This window comes from Brevundimonas sp. P7753 (genome assembly GCF_013386595.1).
In the GTDB taxonomy this organism is placed as follows: domain Bacteria; phylum Pseudomonadota; class Alphaproteobacteria; order Caulobacterales; family Caulobacteraceae; genus Brevundimonas; species Brevundimonas bullata.
The window spans coordinates 1-23,822 of sequence record NZ_JACARP010000043.1 but is presented as its reverse complement, the minus strand read 5'-3'; the positions used below and the strand labels follow the sequence as shown (position 1 = coordinate 23,822).

Annotated in this window: 26 protein-coding genes; 15 read left to right on the top strand and 11 right to left on the bottom strand. The window is 69.2% G+C overall.

The genetic code is table 11. The annotated features are described in order from the left end of the window. Positions 1–47: 47 nt before the first annotated feature. Entirely contained in the window at positions 48–938 is an 891-nt protein-coding gene (locus HX774_RS09655) for a RimK family alpha-L-glutamate ligase (protein ID WP_178826357.1), read from the bottom strand. 97 nt (positions 939–1,035) lie between these two features. On the opposite strand from HX774_RS09655, the gene HX774_RS09650 reads away from it, so the two are divergent. From HX774_RS09650 to HX774_RS09630, 5 genes are all read left to right on the top strand, one after another. Continuing rightward, the gene (locus HX774_RS09650; protein WP_178826354.1) at positions 1,036–2,061 is read left to right on the top strand and encodes an adenosine kinase; all 1,026 of its coding nucleotides are present in this window, start codon (positions 1,036–1,038) and stop codon (positions 2,059–2,061) included. Between the two features lie 69 nt (positions 2,062–2,130). Further along, a complete protein-coding gene (locus HX774_RS09645) occupies positions 2,131–2,850 on the top strand; it encodes a heme ABC transporter permease (RefSeq protein ID WP_178826360.1) in 720 nt (239 codons plus the stop codon). An 11-nt stretch (positions 2,851–2,861) separates the two neighbouring features. Continuing rightward, positions 2,862–3,014 carry a heme exporter protein CcmD gene (gene ccmD / locus HX774_RS09640; RefSeq protein WP_178826352.1) on the top strand — a complete coding sequence of 51 codons (153 nt, stop codon included), beginning with the start codon at positions 2,862–2,864 and terminating at the stop codon, positions 3,012–3,014. Further along, positions 3,011–3,571 carry a DsbE family thiol:disulfide interchange protein gene (locus HX774_RS09635; RefSeq protein WP_178826350.1) on the top strand — a complete coding sequence of 187 codons (561 nt, stop codon included), beginning with the start codon at positions 3,011–3,013 and terminating at the stop codon, positions 3,569–3,571. The genes ccmD and HX774_RS09635 overlap by 4 nt, the downstream gene beginning before the upstream one ends. A 72-nt stretch (positions 3,572–3,643) precedes the next feature. Further along, positions 3,644–3,883: a hypothetical protein gene (locus HX774_RS09630; protein ID WP_114817230.1), complete on the top strand. Its 240-nt coding sequence runs from the start codon at positions 3,644–3,646 to the stop codon at positions 3,881–3,883. On the opposite strand, the gene HX774_RS09625 is transcribed toward HX774_RS09630, so the two are convergent. The 3 genes from HX774_RS09625 to ftsY all read right to left on the bottom strand — a co-directional run bounded on the left by HX774_RS09625 (position 3,880) and on the right by ftsY (position 6,439). Next, positions 3,880–4,527, bottom strand: coding sequence for a MarR family winged helix-turn-helix transcriptional regulator (locus HX774_RS09625; RefSeq protein ID WP_178826348.1), 648 nt, complete (start codon positions 4,525–4,527; stop codon positions 3,880–3,882). The two genes, HX774_RS09630 and HX774_RS09625, sit on opposite strands and share 4 nt — an antisense overlap. A 326-nt stretch (positions 4,528–4,853) precedes the next feature. Further along, on the bottom strand, positions 4,854–5,498 hold the full coding sequence (locus HX774_RS09620; protein WP_178826346.1) for an inner membrane-spanning protein YciB: 645 nt from the start codon (positions 5,496–5,498) through the stop codon (positions 4,854–4,856). Between the two features lie 5 nt (positions 5,499–5,503). Then, positions 5,504–6,439 (bottom strand): signal recognition particle-docking protein FtsY, encoded by a 936-nt coding sequence (ftsY, locus tag HX774_RS09615; RefSeq protein ID WP_114817227.1) that lies wholly within the window; start codon positions 6,437–6,439, stop codon positions 5,504–5,506. A gap of 193 nt (positions 6,440–6,632) precedes the next feature. On the opposite strand from ftsY, the gene HX774_RS09610 reads away from it, so the two are divergent. The 3 genes from HX774_RS09610 to HX774_RS09600 all read left to right on the top strand — a co-directional run bounded on the left by HX774_RS09610 (position 6,633) and on the right by HX774_RS09600 (position 9,702). Continuing rightward, positions 6,633–8,672 carry an NAD(+) synthase gene (locus HX774_RS09610; protein ID WP_178826344.1) on the top strand — a complete coding sequence of 680 codons (2,040 nt, stop codon included), beginning with the start codon at positions 6,633–6,635 and terminating at the stop codon, positions 8,670–8,672. Between the two features lie 157 nt (positions 8,673–8,829). After that, a complete protein-coding gene (locus HX774_RS09605; protein ID WP_114817225.1) occupies positions 8,830–9,414 on the top strand; it encodes a DUF4168 domain-containing protein in 585 nt (194 codons plus the stop codon). A gap of 63 nt (positions 9,415–9,477) precedes the next feature. Then, positions 9,478–9,702, top strand: a complete 225-nt coding sequence (locus HX774_RS09600) for an alkylphosphonate utilization protein (protein WP_178826342.1) — start codon at positions 9,478–9,480, stop codon at positions 9,700–9,702. A 196-nt stretch (positions 9,703–9,898) separates the two neighbouring features. Here HX774_RS09600 and HX774_RS09595 read toward each other — a convergent pair whose 3' ends face one another. From HX774_RS09595 to HX774_RS09585, 3 genes are all read right to left on the bottom strand, one after another. Then, positions 9,899–10,774, bottom strand: coding sequence for an alpha/beta fold hydrolase (locus tag HX774_RS09595; RefSeq protein ID WP_178826341.1), 876 nt, complete (start codon positions 10,772–10,774; stop codon positions 9,899–9,901). Between the two features lie 67 nt (positions 10,775–10,841). After that, positions 10,842–11,348: an HAD-IIIA family hydrolase gene (locus HX774_RS09590; RefSeq protein WP_178826339.1), complete on the bottom strand. Its 507-nt coding sequence runs from the start codon at positions 11,346–11,348 to the stop codon at positions 10,842–10,844. A gap of 8 nt (positions 11,349–11,356) precedes the next feature. Then, a complete protein-coding gene (locus tag HX774_RS09585) occupies positions 11,357–12,448 on the bottom strand; it encodes an AGE family epimerase/isomerase (protein ID WP_255500315.1) in 1,092 nt (363 codons plus the stop codon). A gap of 215 nt (positions 12,449–12,663) precedes the next feature. Between HX774_RS09585 and HX774_RS09580 the strand changes: the two genes are divergently transcribed. Then, complete coding sequence (locus HX774_RS09580; RefSeq protein ID WP_178826335.1) at positions 12,664–13,824, top strand: DegT/DnrJ/EryC1/StrS aminotransferase family protein; 1,161 nt, start codon at positions 12,664–12,666, stop codon at positions 13,822–13,824. Between the two features lie 5 nt (positions 13,825–13,829). Beyond that, a complete protein-coding gene (locus tag HX774_RS09575) occupies positions 13,830–14,762 on the top strand; it encodes a Gfo/Idh/MocA family protein (protein ID WP_178826333.1) in 933 nt (310 codons plus the stop codon). Here HX774_RS09575 and HX774_RS09570 read toward each other — a convergent pair. The 3 genes from HX774_RS09570 to HX774_RS09560 form a co-directional block, all read right to left on the bottom strand. Then, complete coding sequence (locus tag HX774_RS09570; protein WP_178826331.1) at positions 14,759–16,432, bottom strand: MHYT domain-containing protein; 1,674 nt, start codon at positions 16,430–16,432, stop codon at positions 14,759–14,761. The genes HX774_RS09575 and HX774_RS09570 overlap by 4 nt on opposite strands. Positions 16,433–16,523: 91 nt before the next feature. Further along, positions 16,524–16,991, bottom strand: coding sequence for a MaoC family dehydratase (locus HX774_RS09565; protein WP_178826329.1), 468 nt, complete (start codon positions 16,989–16,991; stop codon positions 16,524–16,526). A gap of 61 nt (positions 16,992–17,052) precedes the next feature. After that, complete coding sequence (locus HX774_RS09560) at positions 17,053–18,027, bottom strand: threonine/serine dehydratase (RefSeq protein WP_178826327.1); 975 nt, start codon at positions 18,025–18,027, stop codon at positions 17,053–17,055. A 45-nt stretch (positions 18,028–18,072) separates the two neighbouring features. On the opposite strand from HX774_RS09560, the gene glpK reads away from it, so the two are divergent. The 4 genes from glpK (at position 18,073) to HX774_RS09540 (ending at position 22,034) form a co-directional block, all read left to right on the top strand. Then, on the top strand, positions 18,073–19,581 hold the full coding sequence (glpK, locus tag HX774_RS09555) for a glycerol kinase GlpK (protein ID WP_255500313.1): 1,509 nt from the start codon (positions 18,073–18,075) through the stop codon (positions 19,579–19,581). Beyond that, positions 19,578–20,651, top strand: a complete 1,074-nt coding sequence (locus HX774_RS09550) for a phosphotransferase family protein (protein WP_178826326.1) — start codon at positions 19,578–19,580, stop codon at positions 20,649–20,651. The genes glpK and HX774_RS09550 overlap by 4 nt, the downstream gene beginning before the upstream one ends. A gap of 92 nt (positions 20,652–20,743) precedes the next feature. Continuing rightward, positions 20,744–21,217 carry an Rrf2 family transcriptional regulator gene (locus tag HX774_RS09545; protein WP_114817212.1) on the top strand — a complete coding sequence of 158 codons (474 nt, stop codon included), beginning with the start codon at positions 20,744–20,746 and terminating at the stop codon, positions 21,215–21,217. A gap of 10 nt (positions 21,218–21,227) precedes the next feature. Then, a complete protein-coding gene (locus HX774_RS09540; RefSeq protein ID WP_178826324.1) occupies positions 21,228–22,034 on the top strand; it encodes an SDR family oxidoreductase in 807 nt (268 codons plus the stop codon). A gap of 122 nt (positions 22,035–22,156) precedes the next feature. On the opposite strand, the gene HX774_RS09535 is transcribed toward HX774_RS09540, so the two are convergent. After that, positions 22,157–22,855 carry a MarC family protein gene (locus HX774_RS09535; protein WP_114817210.1) on the bottom strand — a complete coding sequence of 233 codons (699 nt, stop codon included), beginning with the start codon at positions 22,853–22,855 and terminating at the stop codon, positions 22,157–22,159. 98 nt (positions 22,856–22,953) lie between these two features. Between HX774_RS09535 and pyrF the strand changes: the two genes are divergently transcribed. Beyond that, a complete protein-coding gene (pyrF, locus tag HX774_RS09530) occupies positions 22,954–23,688 on the top strand; it encodes an orotidine-5'-phosphate decarboxylase (RefSeq protein WP_178826322.1) in 735 nt (244 codons plus the stop codon). Positions 23,689–23,822 lie beyond the last annotated feature (134 nt).

The window sequence follows — 23,822 nt, the reverse complement described above, 5'->3', positions numbered from 1 at the left end:
CCCAACCCTCCCCCCTCGAGGGGGAGGGCTAGTGATAGGCTGAGGCCCTACAACCCCAACCGCTCCGCCACGGCGCGGCCGAAGCGGGCGCCGGCCTCGGGGGCGGCGCCGAGATAGAAGTCGGGCTCGATCAGTTCGGCCTCCATCAGCAGCCACTGGCCGTCGGCGTCGGGGACCATGTCGATGCGGGCGTAGAGCAGGGGCTCGTCGATGGCGGCCAGAGTGCGTTCGGCCAAGTTCAGCGCGCCCTCGGGGGCCTGATCCAGGCGTCGGTACTGGCCGCCGTACTGGACCTGGATGCGGAACTCGTCGGCGTGGGCCGGGCGCTTGTTGACCACGTGGCTCAGTTCGCCGCCGAAGAACAGGAGCGAGGTTTCGCCCTCAGTGCCGATGGTCGGCAGGAAGGGCTGGATCATGGCGCCGCCTTCCGGCGCCTCGGCCAACACCTGTTCCAGCAGGTCGCCGGCCGCGACCTTGAGGGTGCGCCAGGCGCCGCCGGACACGGTCGGTTTGACGATCAGCTGCTCGGCACCGGTGGCGGCGAAGGCGGCCTCGACCACGGCGGGGCTGGCGTGGTCGGTCCAGATGGTCGGGGGGATGGCCACGCCCTTTTCGGCCAGCTTGGCCAGGTAGCGCTTGTCGGAGTTCCAACGCAGCACCTCGGCCGGATTGGCGAGCGCTGCGCCCGCCTCGGCCCAGGTCGCGCAGGCCTCGATCCAGCGGTCATGGTCGCGGTGGTAGCCCCAGACGATCAGCGGCAGGACCAGGGGAAACTCCATCAGGCCGTGGGCGCTCTCGACATGATCGGTCCACGGCGTCGGCCGGGCCTTGATCCCCGCCGTGGCCAGGGCCGCAGCCAGGCGGTCCAGCACGCCCGGCCATTGCCCGGCGTAGGAAGGGTCGGCGGGATCGGGGGTCAGGACGGCGACTTCGGTCATGCGACTACTCCTCGGAGGCGACCTGCATAGGCTGTTTTCGACGGGGGCGAAAAGCCCGGCGCTGGCGTCGCGACGCTTGTCCCGCTATGGGGCGATCATGACCCAGAACGCCATCTCCACCGCCCGCTTCGACGTCTGCGCCGTCGGCAACGCCATCGTCGACGTGCTGAGCCCGTGCGAGCCCGCCTTCCTCGACGCCCAGGGCCTGACGCCCGGCTCGATGCAGCTGGTGGACGAGGCCCAGAGCGCGGCCCTCTATGACGCCATGGCGGCGGGGGTCGAGGCCTCGGGCGGGTCGGCCGGCAACACCGTGGCGGGCGTCGGCTCGTTCGGCGGTCGCGCGGCCTATATCGGCAAGGTGGCCAAGGACACGCTCGGCGAGGTCTTCAGCCACGACATCCGCGCCGCCGGCGTCCACTTCGACACTCCGGCTCTGGAAGACGGCGCAGGGCAGGGCTTCGGCACCGGCCGCTGCCTGATCAACGTCACGCCCGACGCCCAGCGCACCATGTGCACCTTCCTGGGCGCCGCCAACCAGCTGACGACCGCCGACATCGACGCCGAGCTGATCGGCGCCAGCGCGATCGTCTATCTGGAAGGCTATCTGTTCGACCCGGCCCCGGCTCGCGCCGCCTTCGAAGCCGCCGCCGCCGCCGCCCATGCGGCGGGGCGCAAGGTCGCTATCACCCTGTCGGACAGCTTTGTCGTGCATCGCTGGCGCGCCGAGCTGCTGGCCTTCATCGAGGCCTCGGCCGACATCGTCCTGGCCAATGAGAGCGAACTGCACGCCCTGTTCGAGACCGAGGACTTCGATACCGCCGCCGCCCACCTGGGCCGCATCGTCGAGGTCGCGGCCGTGACGCGCGGTGAAAAGGGCTCGGTCATCTTCCGGGGCGACGAGCGGGTCGAGATCGCCGCCGTCCCGGTGGACAAGGTGGTCGACACGACGGGCGCCGGCGATCAGTACGCCGCTGGGGTCCTGCTGGGCCTGGCGCGCGGCCTGTCGTTGGCCGAGGCCGGGGCCCTGGGTTCGCTGGCCGCCTCGGAAGTCATCGCCCACTGGGGCCCACGTCCCATGGTCAAGCTGGACGCCCTGGCCGCCGAGCACGGGCTCAAGCTCTGATCATCGCGACCAAGGGCCACGCGCGGGGAGCGCTTGCCGTTCCCCGTCGCGCCGCGTAATCGGCGGACCATGTTCGGCCTCGCCAATCCTGACCGCTTCATGCGCTTCACCCGCCCGCTCACCCCGGTGCTGTGGGGGCTGGCGGTCGTCCTGCTGGCCGTGGGGACCTGGCTCAGCTTCACCGCACCCGCTGATTATCAGCAGGGCGACACGGTGCGGATCATGTTCATCCATGTGCCGGCCGCGACCCTCGGGCTGGGCGCCTATGCGGCGCTGGGCGTCTCCAGCTTCTTCGCCCTGGTCTTCCGCCATCCGCTGGCCGACGCCGCTGCCCGCGCCGCCGCCCTGCCGGGCGCGGTGCTGACGGGTCTGGCCCTGATCACCGGCGCGCTGTGGGGCCAGCCCATGTGGGGGACCTGGTGGGTGTGGGACGCGCGCCTGACCTCGGTGCTGGTGCTGTTCCTCTTCTACCTCGGCTACATGGCCCTGCGCGCCTCGATCGACGATGAGGCCAAGGCTGGCCGCGCCGCGGCGGTGCTGGGCCTGGTCGGCTTGATCAACCTGCCCATCGTCAAGTTCTCGGTCGACTGGTGGAACACCCTGCATCAGCCGGCCTCGCTGCTGCGCGCGGGCGGGACCAGTCTGGACCCGGCTTACCTTACGCCCCTGCTGACCATGATGGCGGCCTACGGGATGCTGTTCGGCGCCATCTGGCTGACGTCGATCCGCACCGAGGTGCGGCGTCGCCGCGTCCTGACCTTACGCGCTCGCGCCGCGCAAGAAGCCTGAAGGAGCCGCCGATGCTGGATCTCGACATGAGCCCCTATGGCGTCTTCGTCTGGTCGTCCTGGGCGATCAGCGCCCTGGCCTTGGCCGCGATCTCGCTGCGCGCCCTGGTCGTCGCCCGGCGCTGGAAGCGCGAACTGACCCGGCTGGAAGAGGCCCGCAAATGAACCGCTGGTTCGCCCTGATCCCCATCGTCGCCCTGCTGGCCGTGGGCGTCTTCCTGATGGTCCAACTGAACACCCTGTCCGGCGCGCCGGGCCAGGGGCGATCCTACAAGCCCGACGCCCTGGTGGGGCAGCCGATCCCCCTGACCGTCCTGCCGATCCTGCAAGGCGACGTGGAGACCGATCAGCGCCTGGACCTGAAGACGGCGGGGGTCGGCAAGCCGATGATCGTCAACCTGTTCGCCAGCTGGTGCGCGCCGTGCCGGCTGGAGCACCCCCAGTTGCTGAAGCTGAAGGGGCAAGGGATCAACGTCGTCGGCGTGGCCTACAAGGACGACCCCATCGCCACCCGCGCCTTCCTCGACGAACTGGGCGACCCTTACGCCCTGGTCCTGGTGGACCGCGAGGGGCGGGCGGGGCTGGACCTGGGCGTCTCGGGCGTGCCCGAGAGCTTTGCCGTCGACGCCTATGGAACCATCGTCGCGAAGTCGTCGGGGCCGGTGCTGACCGACGCCGACTTGCAGAAGCTGGTCGATGCGCTGAAGGCCCCGGCCCGCTAAAGCCGCTTCCGTGCGAAACACGGTGAATCGTGCGTTAACCATATCTAGACCGTTTGCGCGGATCGTCGGCCGATGTCCGCGATTCCTTCAGACCGCCCGGCCTTTCCGCCTCCCGCAGGCGGCGCGGCCCATGCGCTGAGAACCTCCCAGTCCGCCTTCTTCCGCGCGGCCATGGGCGTGAGCGCCCCGACGCCCGCCGCGGCCCCGGTCGAGACCCGGGCGGATACGCCGGTGCGCTCGGTGCAGACGCAGGAAGCGCCTTCGGCTACGCGCTATCAGCGGCCGGGTTCGCTGCTGGATATCCGGGTCTAGGCCTTCGCCACATCCTTGAGCGGGATGACGACGGCGTCGGTCTGAACCACGTCAGCCTTGGGTTCGACGGTTTTCTTCTTCTTTTTCGGCTTGGCGCCGTCCAGCGCCTTCTTGGCGGCCTTTTCAGCCTTGCGGGCGTCCTTGGCCGCCTTCTTGGCGACCCTAGCCTCGGCGCGGGCCTGTTCGGGGGCCGCGTCGGCGGCGTCGGTCAGGCTGGTCAGCAGGTCGAGGAAGCCCTCGCGCCGGGCCTTGGGCAGCAGGGCCAGGATGCGTTTGTCGGCGGCGACGACGCGCGGGCGCGCGGCCTCCAGCGCGGCCTGGCCGGCCTCGGACAGGCGCACGGCCTTGGCGCGGGCGTCGAGCGCCGAGCGTTCGCGCTCCAGCAGGCCCTTGGCGGTCATGCGGGCGACCAGATCGGCCAGGGTGGAGCGGTCGATGCCGGTGGCCTTGACCAGATCGGTCTGGGTCAGGCCCGAACGCGCCGAGACCGCCTCCAGCACGGCGAACTGGCGCTGGGTCAGGCCGTCGGGACCGGCCTCCTCGGCGTAGATGTCGAGCGCCAGCTGCAACACCCGGTGCATCAGGTGGCTGGGCGAATCCGCCAGCCCGCCCTTGATCTTCGCCTGCTTGCCTGACTTGACCATCGTCTTGGTTCCCCGTTCCGACCGCGTGGAGCGGCCAGACATGGCGCGACAGCTAACAGCCGCGCTTTACGCTTTGACGACGAAAACCCTGACGTTTTGAAGACATTTTGTCTGGGGGCCTACCGCCCTTGCGGGCTACTTGAGGGCATTGTTTTGGGGCCTACCGCGCTTCGCGCTACTTGAGGCCGCGAGGGCTTCGTCATCCCGGAAGCGGCAGAGTCGCTATCCGGGACCGCAGAGGAACGCCGCCGCTTGCTCAAGGTTGCGCTTCCGGCGGTCCCGGCTCGGCGCCCTTGCGGGCTTGGCCGGGATGACGGGGAAGTGCGTTACAGTCCCGTGTCGGGCGAGATGGGGCCGGGCTCTTCGTTCTTGATCATGTTCTTCATGATCAGCGGCACCTGGCACAGACCGAAGATGGAGGCGGCGATCCACAGGACGCCGCGGAAGCCGGTCCAGACGCCGTTGGGGTCGGGCGTTCCCAGGTTCAGCGTCGACCAGATGGCGGTGACGGCCTCGGGGCTGCGGAAGACCTCGTTGGCGATGGCGACGCAGAGGAAATAGATCCCGTAGCGGAAGGTCAGCTTGCGCCAGGCCTCGTCCGTCACCTGGATGGCCGAGCCGAGCAGGGCCTTGAACGGCGACTTGTTCAGCGGGATGGACCCCAGCAGGACGGCGGCCAACAGGCCGTTCTGCACCGTCAGCTTCAGCTTCACGAACAGGTCGTCGTCGGTGAGAATGGTCAGGGCGCCGAAGACCAGGGCGAAGCCGCCGGTGATCAGCGGCATGGGGGCCAGGCGGCGTTCCAGCACGAAGCCGACGACCAGGGCGATCATCGAGGCGATGACCAGGACCCAGGTGGCCTTGATCATGTCGCGGGTGATGAAATAGGCGGCCATGAAGGCGATCAGGGCGCCGAAATCGACGGCCTGACGAATCCACTGCGGACGTTTGGTTTCGACGGCTTCACTCATACGCTTCAGTCCTCAAGCCCGACCAGTGATCGGGAAAACGCGCGCGCGTCGAAGGGTTGCAGGTCGTCGACGCCTTCGCCGACGCCGATCAGCTTGATCGGGGCGTCCGAGGCCTGGGCCACGGGGACCAGGACCCCGCCGCGCGCCGTGCCGTCCAGCTTGGTCATGACCACGCCGGAGACGTAGGCCGTGCGGCCGAAGACCTTTTCCTGTTCCAGGGCGTTGCGGCCCACGGTGGCGTCCAGCACCAGCAGGGTCTCGTGCGGAGCGTCCGCATCGACCTTTTTCAGGACGCGGACGATCTTCAGCAGTTCGTCCATCAGGGCGGACTTGTTTTGCAGGCGCCCGGCGGTGTCGATCAGGACCACGTCATAACCCTCGGCCTTGGCCTTGGCATAGGCGTCGAAGGCCAGGCCGGCGGCGTCGGCGCCGTCGCGGCGGCTTTCGAAATCAGCCCCGGCGCGCTCGGCCCAGACTTTCAGCTGTTCACGGGCGGCGGCGCGGAAGGTGTCGCCGGCGACGATCATGACCTTGGCGCCCTTGGCCGTCAGGTCCGAGGCGATCTTGCCGAGCGTCGTGGTCTTGCCCGAGCCGTTCACCCCGACGAACAGGACGACATAGGGCTTGGGTCCGCTGAGGGGATCGAACGTCGCCTGACGCGGCAGTAGTTCGGCGGCCACGGCCTCGGCCAGGGCCTCCTTGATCTCGCGCTCGTCCGACGTCTTGCCGAAGCGCAGCTCGCGGAAGCGCTCGACGATGCGGGCCGAGGCGGCGGGGCCCAGATCGCTCTCGATCAGGTGCTCTTCCAGCCGCTCCAGCGCCTCTTCGGACAGAGGCTCCTTCACGAAGGTCGAGACGACCTGTTCGGTCATCTGTTTGGAGGAGCGGGACAGACCCGCGCTCAGTCGCTGGAACCAGCCTTTTTTGGGCGTATCGCTCATGGCCTGAGCCTTAGCCGACGCCGGTTCGCAGGTCACGAACTTCCCGCTGCCCGCTCATCCCCGCGGAGGCGGAGACCCAGCGCTTTGGCTTCGGGGCGCAACCCTATATTGATTGAATGGTCTTAGAGATCGAGCGCCGCGTCTCGCGGTTCTCACTGGATCCCGGCGTCCGCCGGGATGAGCGGATGGATTGATGGCCTCGAACAGTTCCTTCCACGCCCCGCGCGCCCACGGCTTCTTGCGCGTGGCCGCCGCGACCCCGGTGGTCCATGTCGCCGACCCGGCCGCCAACGCCGAGGAACACGCGAGGCTGATCCGTCAGGCGGGCGCGGCGGGGGTGGATCTGCTGGTCTTCCCTGAGCTTTCGCTGAGCGCCTACGCCATCGACGACCTGCTTATGCAGGCGGCCCTGCTGGAAGAGGTCGAGCGCCGCATCGCCGCGCTGGCCGAGGTCGCGGATGAGGCGGGCGTCATCGCCGTGATCGGCGCGCCGATCCGCAACGGCGACGCCCTGTTCAACTGCGCGGTCGTGCTGGGCGGCGGCGAGGTGCTGGGCGTGGTCCCCAAGACCTATCTGCCCAACTATCGCGAATACTATGAGAAGCGCTGGTTCGCGCCCGCCGCCAGCCGGTCCGAGGACGCGGTCGTCCTGAACGGCGAGAGCGTCGATTTCGCGCCGGGTCTGATCTTCGAGGCGACCAACCGGCCGGGCTTCGTCTTCGCGGTCGAGATCTGCGAAGACTTCTGGGCGCCGCAGCCGCCGTCGACGCGGGCGGCGCTCGCGGGGGCGCGCATCCTGTGCAACCTGTCGGCCTCCAACATCGTCATCGGCAAGGCGGACGAGCGGGCCTTGCTGTGCGCCAGCCAGTCCAGCCGCACCCTGTCGGCCTATGTCTTCGCCGCCTCGGGCTGGGGCGAGTCGACGACCGATCTGGCCTGGGATGGTCAGGCGACCATCCACGAACTGGGCGCGCGGCTGGCCGAGGGCGAAAGGTTCGCGCTGGAAAGCCATCTGACCGTGGCCGACGTCGACGTGGATCGCATCGGTCTGGATCGCCTGCGCAACGGCACCTTCGCCGACTGCGCCCGTCTGGAGGGCGAAGCCGCGACCGTGGTTCCATTTGAGGCGGGGGAGGGGCCGAACGACGCCCTGATCCGTCCGCTGGACCGTTTCCCCTTCGTGCCGGACGATCCGGCCCGTCTGGATCAGGACTGCTTCGAGGCCTTCAACATCCAGGTCCAGGGCCTGATGCGGCGGATGACCGCGACGGGGTCCAAGACCCTGGTGATCGGCGTCTCGGGCGGGCTGGATTCGACCCAGGCCCTGCTGGTGGCCTGTCGCGCCTTCGACCGGTTGAAGCTGCCGCGCACGGGGATTCTGGCCTTTACGATGCCGGGCTTCGCCACGTCGGAGGGGACCAAGTCCAACGCCTGGGCCTTGATGCAGGCCCTGGGCGTCACGGGCGCCGAGATCGACATCCGGCCCGCCGCCGAACAGATGCTGCGCGACATCGGCCATGCCTTCGCCGACGGCCAGCCGGTTCACGACATCACCTTCGAGAACGTGCAGGCGGGGCTGCGCACCGACTATCTGTTCCGTCTGGCCAATCAGAACCACGGCTTCGTCCTGGGCACCGGCGACCTGTCGGAGCTGGCGCTCGGCTGGTGCACCTATGGCGTCGGCGACCACATGAGCCACTACAACGTCAACGGCGGGGTGGCGAAGACCCTGATCCAGCATCTGATCCGCTGGGTGGCCGAGGGCGAACTGATCGGGGCCGAGGCCGCGCCCATCCTGCACGCCATCCTGGCCACCGAGATTTCGCCGGAGCTGGTGCCGGCGGGCGCGGACGGGGCGATCCAGTCGACGCAGAGCATCGTCGGCCCCTATGCCCTGAACGATTTTTTCCTGTTCTACATCAGCCGGTTCGGCCTGAAGCCGTCCAAGGTCGCCTTCCTCGCCCATCAGGCCTGGGGCGACGCGACGACGGGCGCCTGGCCCGCCGGTCTGCCCGAGGCGGAGCGGGTCGCCTATGACCTGGCGACCATCAAGGCCTGGCTGAGGAAGTTCCTGATCCGTTTCTTCCAGACCAGCCAGTTCAAGCGCTCGGCCCTGCCGAACGGACCCAAGGTGGTGACGGGAGGCTCCCTCTCCCCGCGCGGGGACTGGCGGGCCCCGTCGGACAGCAGCGCGCGGGTCTGGCTGGACGAGTTGGACGCCAACGTTCCGTAAAAAGGCCCGCGCGGGGTTTACGCCGCTTTGACGCATGGGTTAGCGTTTGGACCTCCCCGCCCCCTTGTGAGACTTCTCCATCCCGGTCGTGCGGGAGAGCCCGGCCTAGTCCGGGTCAGTCGTGGGCTGAGCGTTCGGGATCGAAGAAGGACAAGCCATGCGTCTTTTGACCGCCGCCGCCCTCTCCGCATTCCTGATCACCGCTGCGCCCGCGCTGGCGCAAGAGGCCGAGGCCTCGGCCGCCGCTGCGACCGCCGCAGCCCCCACCGACGCTGAACTGGCCCAGTTCGCCGCCGCCATGACCAAGGTCAAGGCTGTCTCCGCCGCCGTTCAGAACGGCGCTCCCACGGCCGAACAGCAGGCCGAGATGGCCGGAGCGGTGCAGAATTCCGGCCTGACGGTCGAACGCTTCAACGCCATTTCGGCGGCGGTGGCGGGGGATCGGGTGCTTCAGGCCCGCGCCGCCGTGGCCGGCGCTGCGCCGTCGGCGCCGGGCTCGATCGGCGCGGGCGTCACCGACGCCGAGGCGGCGCAGTTCGCCACCGCCATGGCCGAGATCTCGGGCGTCGCCCGCGCCCTCAACGGCGCCCAGCCGAACGCCGAGCAGCAGGCCCAGATGGCCGCGGCCATCACCAAGGTCGGCCTGGAGATCGAACGCTTCAACGCCATTTCGGCGGCCTCGGCCCAGGACGAGCACCTTCAGGCGCGCATCGCCCTTGCCCAGGCCCGCCAGGCCGAATAGGCCACAGGGAACCGGGGTCGTCGTGCAAGCGGCGACCCCTCTTTTCCATCTGCAGGACCGACCATGACCGACGACGTGACCAAGGACTCCAACGGCAACATCCTGGCCGACGGCGACAGCGTGACCCTGATCAAGGACCTGAAGGTCAAGGGCTCGGGCGGCGTGACGCTGAAGCGCGGGACCCTGGTCAAGAACATCCGCCTGACCGGCGACCCCGATGAGATCGAGGCCAATGTCGACAAGGTCCGCGGGTTGGTGCTGCGGACGGAGTTTGTGAAGAAGGCGTAGTTCCGGGGGCTTCGACTTCAGTCGTCATCCTCGGGCTTGACCCGAGGATCGGGCGATCCGCCCGCGCGACGAAGGAATCAGTTCAGCGCGCCGCTACACTCGATCCTCGGGTCAAGCCCGAGGATGACGGCGAGGGTGGATCGAACGCCTGGGTTCCGGGTTCAGCTGCGCCGCCCCGGAATGACGGCGGTGGGTGTCAGCCAACCCCCGCCAGAAACTCGAAGATGGCCGCGCGGGCCTCGGCTTCATCCAGCATGGGGGCGTGACCGACGCCGGAGACCTCGGCGTAGGCCATGGACGGGGCGGCCTTTCGCATCCTGGCGACGATGGCGGGGCTGAGCAGGTCCGAGGTCGCGCCGCGCAGCAGCAGGGTCGGCTTCTTGCGGGCCAGGGCGCGGAAATAGGGCCAGAGGTTGGGGATCAGGGCCTTGGCCCCCGCCGCCTTGATCGGCGCGGAGATGTCGGGGTCATAGTCCAGCACCGGCGCGCCCTCGGTCCCCTCGCGGAAGGTGCGGCGGGCGAAGGCGGCCCAGTCGGCGACGGTGTAGTGGGGCAGGGCCGTCTCGTTGATGCGCTTGGCATAGGCGGCGGCGTCGGCCCAGGTCTCGATGACGACCGGCTGGCCCGTATAGGCGGCGATGCGGGCCAGGCCCTCGGGCGCCAGCTCCGGCCCCACGTCGTTGAGGATGGCGGCGGCGATGGCCTTGGGCTTGATCGCGGTCAGGGCCATGGTGATCAGCCCGCCCATGGAGGTGCCGAGGAAGACGGCCTTCTCGATCCCTAGCTGTTCCATCAGGGCGACCACGTCGCGCGCATAGACGTCGGGCGTATAGGTCATGGGGTCGGGCGCGCGGTCGGACTGGCCGCGCCCGCGCACGTCCACGGCCAGGACGCGGCGGCCGCTCTGGGCGATCAGGGCGGCGATGACCTCGAAGTCGGCGCTGTTGCGGGTCAGGCCGTGGATGGCGATGACCGGAAGACGCGCCGGGCCGTCGGCGGGGGCGTAGTCGCGGGCGAACAGGCTCAGGCCGTCCGGCGAGTTCCAGTGGCGTTCGGCGTAGGCGGCGGTCATCAGGCGTCTCTCTTGCTTGCGCGTCCAGCGTCGCCAGAAGCCTAATTCACCAGATGCAGAATTGCGATCAGGATGACAGGGCGGCGGCGACCAGGTGCTCCAGATTGCCGCCCTCGAAGCGATAGCCGACGACGCCCGCGCGCCGGGCCGCCTCCATGTCCGAGGCCTGGTCGCCGATCATCAGCGAGCGGGCCGGGTCCAGATCGTGCTCGGCGACGGCTTTGAGCAACATCCCCGGATTGGGCTTGCGGTCGGGGTGGTCGGGGTGGCGATAGCGGTCGTCCACGGCCTCGGCGTGGAAGGGGCAGGCATAGACGGCGTCGATGCGGGCGCCGGCCTCGGCCAGGCGCGCGATCAGCAGGGCGTTGAAGCCGTGCATGGTCTCTTCGCTGAACAGGCCGCGCGCCACGCCCGACTGGTTGGTGACGATGACGACGACATAGCCGGCCGCGTTCAGCCGCTTCACCGCCTCGGCGGCGCCGGGGATCAGGACCAACTGGTCGGGTCGGTGCGGATAGCCGCTGTCGACGATCAGGACGCCGTCGCGGTCAAGAAAGGCGCCAGGACGCTTCATGGGGCGGCTCATGCGGGTTCCGTCAGCAGGGCCGAGAAGGCGGTCATCAGGTGATAGAGGCTGGAGGCGGGCACGTCGGCGTCTTCAGCTGCGCCCTCGGCGTCGAAACTGTCGATCCACAGGCCGGGCGTTGCGGTGGCCAGATGGGTCTCGAACAGGCGCTGGGTCAGATGGTCCGCCCTGACGTGCTCGCCGCGCGTCTTCAGGGTGCGCAGAAGCTCGGTCTGGGCCCACAGGCGGACGCCGCCGTCGCGGACCTGGCCGATCCGACTGATCTCGCGCACGGCCAGACCGTCAGGACGAAGGCCGCAGGTCAGGGCGCTGGTGTAGAGAGCGCGGGCGGCGGAACTCAGGTCCGGCAAGCCCAGGCGCGCCGCCTCGCTCAGAAGCCAGACCCATTCCATATGGTGACCCGGTTCGATGCACTGGCCCTCCGAGCCCGGACGCACGGTCCAGTCGCGATCATAGAACTCGCCCAGCATCAGATGTTCGCGGTCGAAGAAGCGTCGGTCGAACAGGTCCAGCACGCGGCGCGCCGCCGCCTCGAAGGCCGGATCGGGGGCGACGGCCTGCCAGGCCAGCAAGGCCTCCAGCATATGCATGTGAGGATTCTGGCGGCGCGGCAGGACGGGGGGCAGGGCCTCTTGCCAGCCGCCGTGGACCGGGTCGGCCATCCGGGCTTCGATGGCGGCGAGGGTGGACAGGGCCAGGGGCCGGGCGCGCTCGTCTTTCAGCACGCGATGGGCGGCGGCCAGGGCGAAGAGGACGAAGGCTAGATCATAGAGGTCGGGCGTGGCGTCGAGCACGGCGCCCGCGTCGTCGACGCTGCGGACCCATAGGCCGTCGTCACGGCGATAGTCGCGGATCAGGATGTCGAGCGCGCGGCGGGCGACGGTCTCGCCTTGCCCCCACCCGAGCGAGACGGCTTCGGCGAAGACATAGACCTGACGCGCCTGCACCCGCGTGCGGCGCGGGCGGCCGGTGATGGGGCGGCCGTCGAAGTCCAGCTTCTCGAAGAAGCGGCCCTCGGCGTCGATCCCGGCGTCCGCCCACAGCGGCAGGGCCTGGCGGAACAGCCAGTCGCGAACCCGATCTTGCATCGTTGGAAGCGTCATCTTCCAGTGGGCTTAGGCAGGGTCGCGGGCTTTGCCAAGCATGGGTTTCGTTGCAACCGGCAACGCGAAGTGACCCTCGCGGGTTTGTCGAGAGGCCCCGGGCTTTGGTAGGAGGCGCTCAAGATAGTTGATCCGCCTTCGCGTCCGTGCGCCGAACCGAGTTCCGCCTGCGCGGCCCCCACCGAGAGAGCGACCCCCTCATGACCATTCCCTTCATCGACCTTCAGGCCCAGCGCCTTCGCCTCGGCGGCAAGATCGAGGCCGCCGTCGCCGACGCCGTCGTCGGCGGCGCCTGGGTCATGGGCCCGCAGGTGCGCCAGTTCGAGGCCGACCTGGCCGCCTTTGGTCAGGCCAAGCACGCCCTGGGCTGCGCCAACGGCACCGACGCCCTGGCCCTTCCGCTGATGGCCTGGGGCGTGGGACGCGGCGACGCGGTCTTCGTGCCCAGCTTCACCTTCGCCGCCACCGCCGAGGTCGTGCCTTGGTTCGACGCCGAGCCGGTCTTCATCGACGTGGACGCGACGACCTACAAAATGGACCCGGGCCATTTGGAGGCCGCCGTCGAGGCGACGCTGAAGGAAGGCCGCCTGACGCCGCGCGTGGTCATCGCCGTCGACCTGTTCGGCCAGCCCGCCGACTATCCGGCGATCAAGGCCGTCTGCGACAAGCACGGCCTGAAGCTGATCTCGGACTCGGCCCAGGGCTTTGGCTGCACCATCGACGGCGAGCACCCGCTGAAGTGGGCCGACATCACCACCACCAGCTTCTTCCCGGCCAAGCCCCTGGGCTGCTACGGCGACGGCGGGGCGGTGCTGACCAATGACGACGACCTGGCCCAGCTGATCGATTCCATTCGCGTCCACGGCAAGGCTGTGGCGCGGGATCTGGCGGGCAAGACCTTCGACCACGACCCCAAATACCTGAACATGCGGATCGGCCTGAACAGCCGTCTGGACACCATCCAGGCCGCCGTCCTGATCGAGAAGCTGAAGGTCTTCGGTCAGGAGATCGAGTGGCGCAACCGCATCGCCGCCCGCTACAACGAGGGCCTGCGCGCCTTCGTCGCCGCCGTGCCGGACGTGCCGGCGGGCAATGTCTCGAACTGGGCGCAATATACCATCGAGCACGAGGACCGCGACGGCCTGGCGGCGCACCTGAAAGCGCAGGGCGTGCCGACCGCCGTCTATTATCCGATTCCGCTGCACCTGCAGCCGGCCTATGAGATGTATCCGCGCGGACCCCAGGGCCTGCCGGTGACTGAACGCCTGATGCAGCGCGTCATCAGCCTGCCGATGCACTCGGACCTGGACGAGGCGACGCAGGACCGCATCATCGCCGCCGTCGCCAGCTTCAAGGCCTGATCCTCATGACCCAGCAGACTCCCCTCAAGATCGGCGTCGCGGGCGCCGGCGTCATGGGCCGCAACCATGCCCGCGTCCTGTCCGAACTGCGCGACGTCGAGCTAACGACCATCTTCGATCCCGACGCCGTGACGGCCGAGGGCGTGGCTGAGGCTTATGGCGCGACCGCCGTCACCACGGCCCAGGCCTTCGTCGCCGCCGGCCTGGACGCCGCCGTCATCGCCACGCCGAACCGCTTCCACGCCGAGCTGGGCGTGGCCCTGCTGAACGCGGGCGTCCATGTCCTGGTCGAGAAGCCCATCGCCGCCACGACCGCCGACGCCCAGGCCATGATCGATGCGGCCAGGGCCAACAACCGCGTGCTGATGGTCGGCCATGTCGAGCGCTTCAACCCGGCGGTGGACACGGTCAAGCGCGCCATCGACGGCGACGAGATCATCTCCATCCAGATCACCCGCGTCGGCCCCTTCCCGCCGCGCATGGGCGAGGTCGGCGTGGTCATCGACCTGGCGGTGCACGACATCGACATCATCCGCCACCTGACGGGGTCCGAAGTGGTGGAGGTTCAGTCGCTGCTGGGTCACGCCCATGCGTCCCGCGAAGACTCGGCTCTGTTGCAGTTCCGCATGGCCAATGACGTGATCGCCCACATCACGACCAACTGGGTCACGCCCTACAAGACCCGCACCCTGCAGGTCGCCACCAAGAATCGCTTCATCGTCGCCGATCTGATCACCCGTCAGGTGACGGAGTATTTCGGCCAGCAGCCGGACGGCTCCTATTCGACGCGGATGCTCAACTCCTGGCCCGCCGAACCGCTGAAGAAGGAGCACGAGGCCTTCGTCCACGCCATCCGCACCGGCGAGACGGCGGCGGTCTCGGGCGAGGACGGCCTGCGCAATCTGGAAGTCGCCCTGCGCTGCCTGGGCGAACACTAGGTCTTGGGCGCCGCGCCCGGCTGAAACTTCAGGCGGCAACGCAGGCCGTCCTGGGCATAGTCGATCGTCGCCGTGCCCCTCAGCGTGCCACGCACGCTGGTGTCGATCAGGCGTGAACCGAAGCCGGACTGGGTGGGCGCCGTGACGGCCGGGCCGCCGCTTTCGACCCAGTCGAGAACGATCAGGCCGTCGTCGTCGACCTCGCCCCAGGTCACGTCCACCCGACCGCCCGCAGCGTCCGGGTTGCTCAGGGCGCCGTACTTGGCGGCGTTCGTGACCAGTTCATGCAGGATCAGGCCCATGGACAGGGCCTGTTCGGACTCCAGGGTCACGTCGGGACCCTGCATCCGCAGCTGATCCTCGGCATAGGGGCGGAACTCCTGCAGCACCAGATCGCGCAGGCGGGCGCGCTCCCAGCCGTTGGCGGTCAGCAGGTTGTGGGTGTCGGACAGGGCGATCAGCCGCGGCTGGAACAGACGCATGAAGTCCTCGACGCTGCTGGAGCGGCGGGCGGTCAGGGCGGCGATGGACTGGATCGTGGCCAGGGTGTTCTTCACCCGGTGGTTCAGCTCATTGATCAGCAGGCGCTGGCGATGCTCGCTGGTGGCCAGGGCGGCGAAGGCCTGATGCCGGTCGGTGACGTCGGTGATCACCCCCGCCAGCTTGACCGGCTTGCCCGACCGCGAGCGGATCAACCGGCCGCGCACCTGAAGCCAGCGGCCGCTGTCGCGGATCTGATACTCGGCGGCGTAGTCACCGTCCCCCCTCAGGGCGCGTTCCAGGGTTTCCGTTCGCCGGACCATGTCCTCGGGTTTCAGCTTTTTGGCGAGATCGCGCGCGCCGAAGGGCTCGCCCCGGTCCAGGCCGAGGTATTTGCGCGCCCGACCGGACAGCCAGAGGTCCTGTCCCGGAAGGGCCAGCTCCCAGTAGCCGACCCCGCCCGCGTCGATGATGGCGATCAGCTTGTCGCGCTGATTCACCATGGCGACCGCCAGGGCCAGAAACAGGATGAGGACGGTCACGCCGGCGACCGCCACGGCCAGCATCAGGGGCGGGGCGCCGTGCGGGTCCAGTGTCGCGGCGACCTGTGCCGGGGTCACGGTCAGGGCCGCCATGGCCACATGATGCATGCCCGCCACGGCCAGACCCAGGACCAGAGCCGCCGTCAACCGCCACAGCGGCGAGCGGTCCTGGTTGACGGCGAACAAGGCGGCGGTGGAGGCGAACAGGGCGATGACGGCGGACAGGACGACCAGAGCGGGCGTATAGGTCAGGGTCGCCGACGTCCTCAGCGCCGCCATGCCGATATAGTGCATGGCGCAGATGCCAGCCCCCATGACCAGGCCGGCCAGGATCATGCGGCGGCGGTCCGCACGGCCTGCGGCGATCAGGAAGGCGAGGCTGGACCCGACCGTCGCCAGTACGAAGGAGGCGACGGTCAGCGGCAGATCATAGCGAACCGGCGCGCCGGGATCGAAACCCAGCATGGCGATGAAATGCATCGACCAGACGCCGCCGCCCATGGCCGTCGCCGCCGTGGCAAGCCAACCCAGCCGCGCGCCGCCCTGATGGGACCGCACCTGCTGAAACAGGTCCAGCGCCGTCCAGGCCGCGAACACCGCCACCAGAAAGGACAGGCCGTCGAAGACGGAAACGGCGTGTAGGTGCACTGTCCAGCCTCCCTCGATCCGACCGTGCGCGGACTATGGTTACTGGAGCGCCGTTATCCCGTTCTTGTCCAGCACCGGAAACGGGTGAGGCTCAGGGCTTCACCATCTGCATCGTCAGCCATTCGGCGATCAGGGCGGGCTTGTCTGCGCCGTCGATCTCGACGGTCAGTTCGTGCTTGAGCAGCCAGCGGGTCACGCCGTCGTCGGCGCCCTTGGCCTCGGCGGACAGCAGTTTGAAGCGACCGCGCACTTTCGATCCGGCGGGAACCGGGGCCAGGAAGCGCAGCTTGTCGAAGCCGTAGTTGACCCCCATGACCACGCCGTCCAGCGGGGCGAGGGCGTCATAGCTCATGGCCGAGGCCAGGCTGAGGGTCAGGAAGCCGTGAGCGATGGTCCCGCCGAAGGGCGTCGCCTTGGCTCGTTCGGGATCGACGTGGATGAACTGCTCGTCCTCGGTGGTGCGGGCGAAGGCGTCGATGCGCGCCTGGTCCACAGTGATCCAGCGGCTGACGCCGACCTCCTGGCCGATCAGGGATGGCAGATCGCTCGGTTTCGTCATCGGGGCCCCTCCGTTTTGTGCAGCCTTGCCTGCGTCGCGGGCGGGCGCAAGGGGGCGGGGATCAGCCCTTGAAGCGGCCCTCGATGATGGCGCTGAACAGGCCCGGATCGACGTTGCCGCCGGACAGGACGATGCCGGTGGTCAGGCCCTTGCCCGCGACCTTTCCTGACAGCAGGGCCGCCAGAGACACGGCGCCGCCTGGTTCGATGACCAGCTTCAGCCAGCGGAAGGCGAAGCGCATGGCCTCGGCTGCCTCGGCGTCGGTGACGGTCGCGGCGCCCGCCAGACGCCGGTTGATCGGCCAGGTCAGTTCGCCGGGCAGGGGCGCCATCAGGGCGTCGCAGATGGACGGCGCGCCTGGCGGATGCGCGGTCCGTTCGCCCGCCTCCAGCGAGCGGCGGGTGTCGTCGAAGGCTTCGGGCTCGACGACGATGACGCGGGTGTCGGGGCTCTGTTCGGCCATGACCAGGTTGATCCCGGCGATCAGGCCGCCGCCCGAGGCGCCGCACAGCAGTTGGTCCATCGGTATGCCGGCCTGATCCAGCATCTCCAGTCCGACCGTGCCCTGGCCCTCGATGATGAAGGGGTCGTCGAAGGGCGGGACCAGGATGGCGCCGCGCTCCGCCGCGATCTCGGCGCCGATGGCCTCGCGGCTCTCGGTCCAGCGGTCGTAGAAACGCACCTCCCCGCCGAAGTCGCGCACGCCCTCGACCTTCACCGCCGGGCTGTCCGAGGGCATGACGATCAGGGCGCGGGTCCCGACCGCCAGGGCCGCCGCCGCGACGCCCTGGGCGTGGTTGCCTGAGGAATAGGCCACGACGCCGCGCGCCTTTTCGGCGTCGCTCAGGCGGCTGATGCGGTTATAGGCCCCGCGAAACTTGAAGGCCCCCGCCACCTGCAAGGTCTCGGCCTTCATCAAGACGCGTCCGCCGACGGCCTCGTTCAGGGCCGGATGCTCGATCAGCGGCGTGCGCACGGCGGCGGGGGCGATTTGGCGGGCGGCGTCGAGTACGCCGGAGAAGGAGGGCGTGTGCATGAGTTTCCTCTTACGTGCAGGCGCAAGCTCTGCATAACTCACATCATGCAAGCGAACATGATCCTCGCCATCGACCAGGGCACGACCTCGACGCGGGCCATCGCCTTTGAGGTGTCGCCGTCCGGTTCGTTCAGCGCCGTCGCCGTCAGCCAGATCGAGCTGGCCCAGCACTTCCCGCGGTCCGGCTGGGTCGAGCATGATGCGGCCGAGATCTGGCGCGCGACCTTGCAGACTTGTCGCGAGGTGGTGCGCAAGGCCGGCGGGGTGGACCGCTTCGCCGCCGTGGGCATCACCAACCAGCGCGAGACCGCGGTCCTGTGGGACGCGGCGACCGGCGAGCCCTTGCACCGGGCCATCGTCTGGCAGGACCGGCGCACGTCGGACGTGACCACGCGGCTGGCGGCGGAAGGGCGTGAGGCGGAGGTGCAGGCGGCGACCGGCCTGATCCTCGACCCCTATTTCTCGGCCTCGAAATACGCCTGGCTGCTGGACGCCGTGCCGGGGGCGCGCGAGCGGGCGGCGCGGGGCGAGGTCCTGCTGGGCACCATCGACGCCTGGCTGATCTGGAAGCTGACGGGCGGGCAAAGCCACGTCACCGACGCCACCAACGCCAGCCGCACCAGCCTGATGGACTTGCGGACGCTGCAATGGCGCGAGGACCTGTGCGACCTGTTCAAGGTGCCCATGAAGGCCTTGCCCGAGATCCGGGGCTGCGCCGATCATCTGGGCGACTGCGACGCCAGCCTGTTCGGGCGGGCCCTGCCCATTCACGGGTCGGCGGGAGACCAGCAGGCGGCCTTGGTCGGACATGGGGCCCTGGCGGCGGGCGACGCCAAGATCACCTACGGCACCGGGGCCTTTCTGGTGGCCAACGTCGGAGAGGCGCCGGTGGCCTCGACCTCGCGACTGCTGGGGACCCTGGGCTACGCCGCGGATGGTCAGATCGCCTATGCGCTGGAAGGGTCGATCTTCTCGGCCGGGTCGGCGATCCAGTGGCTGCGCGACGGGCTGAAGGTCATTTCGGACTCGCGTCAGTCCGAGGCTGTGGCCCAGACGCTGAAGGACAATGGCGGGGTCTATCTGGTCCCCGGCTTCACCGGCCTGGGCGCGCCCTGGTGGCAGCCGGAGGCGCGGGGCACGGTCATCGGCCTGACCCGCGACAGCGGCCCGGCCCACTTCGTCCGCGCGGCGCTGGAGAGCCTGGCCTATCAGACGCGCGACCTGCTGGACGCCTTGAAGACGGACGGCGCGCCGCCGCTTACACGGCTGAAGGTGGACGGCGGGGTCACGGCCAACGCCTTCGCCATGCAGTTCATCGCCGACATCTGCGAGGTCGAGGTCGAACGCCCCGCCTTCCAGGAGATGACGGCCCTGGGGGCGGCGCGGCTGGCGGCCTTCGGCGTCGGCCTGACGTCCGAGCTGTGGACCGCCCCGCTTGAGGCCCCCGCCGTCTGGCGCCCACGCATGGACGAAGCCGAGCGGGCACGACTGCTGAAGGGCTGGCGCGGGGCGGTGAAGGCCGCCATCATCGCAGCAGGGGGAGGCGAACCATGACCGATCAAATGGACGTCCAGTCCGCCTTTTCCGGCACACGCGAGGTGGACGAACGCTATCGGCTGGACGAGGGGGCGCTGGACGCCTGGCTGACGGCCCATGTCGCGGGCTACGCCGGGCCGCTGACGATCCGCCAGTTCAAGGGCGGTCAGTCCAACCCCACCTATGAACTGACCACGCCGGGCAGGGCCTATGTGCTGCGTCGCAAGCCGCCCGGGACGTTGTTGGCCAGCGCCCACGCCGTGGACCGCGAGTTCACCGTCATTTCGGCCCTCTATGCGCAAGGGTTTCCGGTGGCGCGACCCTATGCTCTGTGTACGGACGAAGACGTCATTGGCTCGATCTTCTATGTCATGGACAAGGTCGAGGGCCGTGTCTTCTGGGACCTGAAGCTGCCGGGTCTGGCTCCCGCCGAGCGCCGCGCCATCTATGAGGCGCAGACGGATACGCTGGCGGCGCTGCACGCTTTCGATCCCGCCGCCATCGGCCTGTCGGACTACGGCAAGCCGGGCAATTATTTCGCGCGGCAGGTGGGGCGCTGGACCAAGCAGTATCGGGCCTCGGAGATCGAGCCCATCGCCGCCATGGACCGGCTGATCGCCTTCCTGCCCGACAGCCTGCCGCCGGAGGGACCGACGAGGATCGTCCACGGCGACTTCCGCCTCGACAACATGATCCTTGATCCGGTCGAGGCGCGGGTGCGGGCGGTGCTGGACTGGGAGCTGTCGACCCTGGGCGATCCCATGGCCGACTTCTCCTATCTGCTGATCGCCTGGGTCATTCCGGCGTCGTTGCGCAACGGACTGGCGGGGGCGGACCTGAACGAACTGGGCATTCCCTCGGTCGAGGAGACGGTCGAACGCTACGCCGCAAAGACCGGGACGGCGCCGCCGCAGAACCTCGAGTGGCTGTTCGCCTACAACCTGTTCCGGTTGGCCGCCATCTGTCAGGGAATCGCCGGTCGGGTGCGCGACGGCACCGCCGCGAGCGCCCACGCCCGGACCATGGCGGCCCAGGTCGGACCCCTGTCGGACGCCGCCTGGCGCTTCGCCCGGAAGGCCGGCGCGTGAAGCTTTGCGATAATTAAAACAGTTTTTGTTGCGGATGGATTTGGAAAACGGCGCCGGAAGCCCTACCTTCCGGTCTGGAGTACGAAACCGAGATGTCTGACAGCCAAAGATTCCCCGTCGCCGCCCACGCCCTGGCCTATCTGGCCCACAAGGGCGCCTATTCGGCTGCGGATGCGGCGCCCAGCGCCGTTCTGGCGGCCTCGGTGCCGACCAATCCGGTGGTCATCCGCCGGGTGACGGCCCTGCTGGCCAAGGCGGGGCTGATCGCCACGCGTCCCGGCGCCTCGGGCGGCTCCTGGCTGCTGCGTCGCCCGGAAGACATCTGCATGGCCGAGGTGCTGAAGGCCGTAAACGGCTGCGCCCACCTGGGCTCGCCGCCCGCCGGGGCCAAGGGCTGTCCGGTGGGGGAGCATATCCCGCGTCAGGTGGCCAAGGCCCTGACCGCCGCCGATCAAGCCGCAGGCGCCGCCCTGTCCAAGATCACCATCGCCGACCTGCTCGAAGCGGACCCTGAATCGCTGCGTGAATTCGCGCCGCATTCAGCCTGCCCCGTCGCCGCCGCCTGACGCGCCTCGCTTGGGGCAGCCGCGCCGCACCATCCTGATCACGGGGGCCTCCGCCGGCATCGGCGCGGCCCTGGCGCGCGAGTGCGCGGGGCGGAGGTATGACCTGATCCTCACGGCGCGCCGCGAAGCGCCCTTGAAGGCTCTGGCCGAAGAGCTGACGGCGCAGCATGGCGTGGTCGCCAGCGTCATCGCCGCCGATCTGGCCGAACCGGGGGCGCCTGCGCGTCTGGTCGAGGCCGTCGCTTCGCGGGGTCTCAAGGTCGATGGTCTGATCAACAACGCCGGGTTCAGCCGCACCACGGGCTTTCTGTCCACCGACCCCGCCGACCATGCCGCCATGATGCGCGTCATGCTGACCGCGCCGGTCGAGCTGAGCCGCTTCCTGCTTCCCGGCATGACGGCGCGCGGCTGGGGCCGGGTGCTGAACGTGGCCTCGCTGGCGGGGCAGATGCCCGCGACCGGCGGCGACACCCTGTACGGACCGATCAAGAGCTTCCTGATCAAGGCCTCGCAGGGGTTGTGGCTGGAGACGCAGGGGACGGGGGTGCACGTTACGGCGCTCTGCCCCGGTTACACCTATACCGAGTTCCACGACGTCAACGGCTCGCGCGAGCAGGTGTCGAGCGCCTATCCGAAGTGGATGTGGATGGAGGCCGACCGCGTGGCCCGCATCGGCTGGGACGCGGTCGAGGCCAATCGCCCGCGCGTCACGCCGGGCGCCGCCAACAATGTGCTGGCGGCCCTGGGCGGGATGCTGCCCGACGCCCTGGCGCTAAGGATGGTCGGCGGCCACGCCAAACGGTTGGACCGGCTTTAGCCGCCACGCTCCGTCATCCCGGAAGCGGCGAAGCCGCTATCCGGGACCGCTCAAGGCTCAGCGGCTAGTGTTTGTGGCGGTCCCGGATAAGCGCTCCGCGCTTTCCGGGATGACGGTTGAGTTCAGTGACCGCCGGCGGGGTAGGGCGCCGTCACCCCGAGGCTGAACATGCCGGGGATGGCTTCGCCCAGACCGGCGATGATGAACTGGATGGCCAGGGCGCACAGGATCAGGCCCAGGACGCGAACCACGATGGCCATGCCGACATCGCCGAGGATGCGGCTGATCGGGCCGGTGGCGGCGAAGCAGAAGAAGGTGACGACGCAGGCGGCGACCATGGCCACCAGCGACGAGGCCGTGCCCGCCGCCCCCAGCTTCTGGGCCTCGCCGGCGTTGATGATGATGGCCGAGATGGCGCCGGGGCCGATCATCAGGGGAATGGCGAAGGGCACGATCAGGCGCTTGAAGCGGCGCTTGGCGTAGCCGCGCACGTCCTTGGCGTCGGTCACGGCGTCGGCGTCGGCGAAGATCTTGAGGAAGTCCTCGCGCGCCATGTCGAGGCCGAGCAGCAGCAGCAGAATGCCGCCGGCGATGCGGAAGGCGGCCAGCGAAATGCCGAAGAACTGCAGCAGGCCCAGGCCGGTGAAGAAGAAGAAGCCCAGGAAGACGGCGGCGAAACCGCAGATCATGGCCGAGACGGTGATGCGCTGACGCAGGGAGGCCCCGGCGGTGGCGGCGGCGAAGATCGGCACATTGCCGATGGGGTCCAGCAGCGCGAACAGCGCCACGAACAGGTTGACCCCCAGATCGACCGCGTTCATTGCTTCGTCCCGCCCTTAAACCCGCCGCGCGATCCCGCGACGCTTCGCCTCACCTATCGGGGCATCCGCGCGCGCCTGCAACCCGTCGAGAGCCGGAAATGTCCGAAGCCCATCCCATTGACCTGGCCAATCGCCCGTTTGATCCGCGCGTCATCTGCGCCCTGGACGTGCCGACGACCGAGGAGGCGAGGGCCCTGGTCGAGCGCATCGGCGACGCGGTCGGCTTCTACAAGGTGGGGCTGCAACTGTTCGCCTCGGACGGCATGGGTCTGGCGCGCGCGCTGAAGGCGGCGGGCCATCAGGTGTTTCTGGACTGGAAGCTGCACGACATCGGCGCGACGGTGGAGAAGGCGACGGCGGTGCTGGCGGGCGCGGGCTGCGACCTGCTGACGGTCCATGCTCGGCCCCAGGTCATGGCGGCGGCGGCGCGCGGGGCGGCGGGGTCGGACCTCAGAATTCTGGGCGTCACCGTCCTGACCAGCCTGACCGAGGAGGATCTGAAAGCGGACGATCACAGTCTGTCAGCGGCGGACCTGGTCGAACTGCGGGTGCGTCAGGCGCTGGACGCGGGCGTGCAAGGCGTCGTCTCCAGCCCGCACGAGGCGGCGCGGGTGCGCGAGATCGCCCTGGCCGCGGGCCGCGACGACTTCCTGATCGTCACGCCGGGCGTGCGGCCCACGGGCGCGGCTCTGGACGATCAGGCGCGGGCGGCGACCCCGGCCAGCGCCCTGGAATCCGGGGCGACCCATCTGGTCATCGGGCGCCCGATCACGGCGGCGGGCGATCCCCGCGCGTCGGCGCAAGCGATCTCGGCAGAGATCGCGCTCGTCTGAGCGGCCTCAACCCATTGATCCACGTGAAACAAAAAGGGCGGCCTCTGCGAAGGGGCCGCCCTTTGTCGTGTCAGCCGCGCTCGCCGGGCTCCTGCATATAGGGCCGCTCGGTCGGGGAGCGGTGCGGCGGAGGC